3 protein-coding genes are annotated in these 2,551 nt (G+C 71.9%); all 3 read left to right on the top strand.

Features of this window, described 5'->3' with window-relative positions; genetic code table 11:
- Positions 1–442, top strand: a 442-nt coding sequence (locus ACOJSF_RS12205; protein WP_420142472.1) for an ADP-dependent NAD(P)H-hydrate dehydratase, incomplete at its 5' end; no start/stop codon positions are given.
- Complete coding sequence (locus ACOJSF_RS12210) at positions 439–1,635, top strand: class I SAM-dependent RNA methyltransferase (protein WP_420142473.1); 1,197 nt, start codon at positions 439–441, stop codon at positions 1,633–1,635. The genes ACOJSF_RS12205 and ACOJSF_RS12210, both read left to right, overlap by 4 nt.
- Before the next feature lie 60 nt (positions 1,636–1,695).
- Positions 1,696–2,460: an energy transducer TonB gene (locus ACOJSF_RS12215; protein ID WP_420142474.1), complete on the top strand. Its 765-nt coding sequence runs from the start codon at positions 1,696–1,698 to the stop codon at positions 2,458–2,460.
- The last annotated feature ends 91 nt before the right edge of the window (positions 2,461–2,551 follow it).

Consider the following 2,551-nt stretch of genomic DNA (forward strand, 5'->3'; position numbering starts at 1 on the left):
GCCGCTGGTGATCGACGCGGACGCGCTGACGCTGATCGGCCGGGTGCGGCACGATCGGCTGCGCGGGCATGTGCTGACGCCGCACTGGGGCGAGTTCACGCGCCTGTTCGGGGACGATGGCGCCGACCGGCTGACGCAGGCGCGCGCGGCGGCGAAATCGAGCGGGGCGATCGTGCTTCTGAAAGGCGCGGACAGCATCGTGGCGCATCCCGACGGACGCGCCGCGATCGCTCCGCTCGCGCCCGCATGGCTCGCGAGCGCGGGTACGGGCGACGTCCTGTCCGGCATCGTCGGTGCGATGCTGGCGGGCGGGCTCGATCCGTTCACGGCGACGAAGGCGGGGGTGTGGCTGCATACGCAGGCGGCGCGGCTGGCCGGCCCCGCGCTGATCGCGGACGACCTGATCGGGCATCTGCCCGCCGCGCTGGCGGCGTGTCTGTGAGCGCGGGGACGATCGTCCGGATCGCCGCGCGCGGCGAGGGCGTGACCGCCGACGGGCGGCATGTCGCGCTCGCCGCGCCGGGTGACGTGGCGGAGATCGACGGGACGGTCCGCCCCGGACCGCATCACGCGATGCCGCCCTGCCGCCATTTCCCGCGCTGCGGCGGATGCCAGCTCCAGCATGTCGACGACGTGGCCTATGCCGAATTCCTGACCGGGCGGGTCGTGGGCGCGCTGGCGGCGCAGGGGATCGAGGCGCCGACGTTGCGGCCGCCGCATCTCTCGCCTCCGCATAGCCGCCGCCGCGCGACGTTGCGCGCCGAGCGGATCGGCCGGCGGGTGGTGATCGGGTTCAACGAGGGGCAGAGCCATCGCATCGTCGACATGGCCGAATGCCATATACTGCGGCCCGAACTGTTCGCGCTGGTGGCGCCATTGCGCGCGCTGATCGGCCCGTGGATCAAGGAGCGGCGGCAGGCGACGATCGCGATGACGCTCGCCGATCAGGGCGTCGACGTGGCGCTGGAAGGCGTGAGCCCCGAAGGGCTGGCGGCGCACGAGGCGCTGGTCGGCTTCGCGCAGGCGCATGGCCTTGCGCGACTGGCGATCGACGAAGGTTATGGCAGCGAGCCGCGCTGGGAGCCGGAGCCGGTCACGATCACGCTCGGCGGCGTGCCCGTCGCGCTGCCGCCGGCCGCCTTCCTTCAGGCAACGGTCGAAGGGGAGGGCGCGCTGCGTGAGGCGGCGGTCGAGGCGGTGGGGGATGCGGCAACGGTCGCGGACCTGTTTGCGGGGCTGGGCACCTTCGCGCTGCCGCTGGCGGCCAAGGCGCGCGTGCTGGCGGTGGAGGGTGCGCGCGATCCGGCGCTGGCGTTGCGTAGCGCCGCCAACCGGGCGGGGCGGTCGCTGCTGGTCGAGCATCGCGACCTGTTTCGCCGCCCGCTGTCAGGCGAGGAACTGGGCCGGTTCGAGGCGATCGTGCTCGATCCCCCGCGCGCGGGCGCCAAGGAGCAGGCCCCCGCGCTGGCGGCGGCGAGGACCGGCGTGATCGCCTATGTCTCGTGCAATCCCGCGACGTTCGCGCGCGATGCGCGGACCTTGCTGGACGGCGGCTGGTGGATCGACTGGATCCGCCCGGTCGGGCAGTTCCGCTGGTCGACCCATGTCGAACTGGCCGCGCGCTTCGTCCGCTGATCTGGCGGTGCTGCGCGGCACGCTTATCTTCGCGATATGCAGGCGGCGTCTTCCCGGCGAGTGAACCGCGCGGTTTCCGCGCTGGGGGCGGGGCTGGTCCAGGCACTGATGATCTGGATGCTGCTCGGCGGACCCGGCGCTCCCCGGCAGGGTCTGCAGGAGCCGGCTGGCCGACTGATCGCGATCGATGTCGTGCAACCGACTCCGCCAGCGCGGCCACCATCGCGTCCCTCGTCCGGCGGGCGGCCGCGCGACGCGCCTGCGCCTGCCGCGCTGCGGGCGACGCCCAGGCCGCTCGTCGCGCCGCCGCCGCTGGTAGAGGTGCCGCGCCCCATACCGATCCTCGCAGCACCCATCCCTTCGAACGCGGCCGACGCGCGCGCAGGGGCGGCAGAGCGCGACGGGCCGGGCACGGGCGCCGGCGGGGCGGGGCACGGGCTCGGCGGGGGCGGTCGTGGTGGGTGGGGCGGTGGCGACGGCATGGGGCGCGATCGTCCACCACGCTGGCGGGGCGGGCGGCTGAAGGATTCGGATTATCCGCGCCAGGCGGGGGAGGCGGGTATCGGGGGAACGGTATCGGTCCGCTACCGTGTCAACATCGATGGCCGGGTGAGCGACTGTCGCGTCACGGCGTCCAGCGGCAATGTGGCGCTGGACGAAACCACCTGCCGCTTGATCGAGCGACGCTTCCGCTTCGATCCGGCGCGCGATGAGGACGGGCGCCCAGTGCCCTCCACCATCGTCGAAAACCATAGCTGGCTGATGCGTGACCCGACGGATCCGCCAGGCCAGGGCGGCACTGCGGCATTAAATAATCTGTACTGACTTCAAATAAAGCGGCTTCGTTTCATCATATGTTAACAAACATGCAAACGACTCGGAGAGTAACGATGAAAAGCAAGGTTTTCCTTCTCTT

Origin of the sequence: Sphingomonas sp. (genome assembly GCF_048594985.1) — a bacterium.
Lineage (GTDB): Bacteria > Pseudomonadota > Alphaproteobacteria > Sphingomonadales > Sphingomonadaceae > Sphingomonas_I.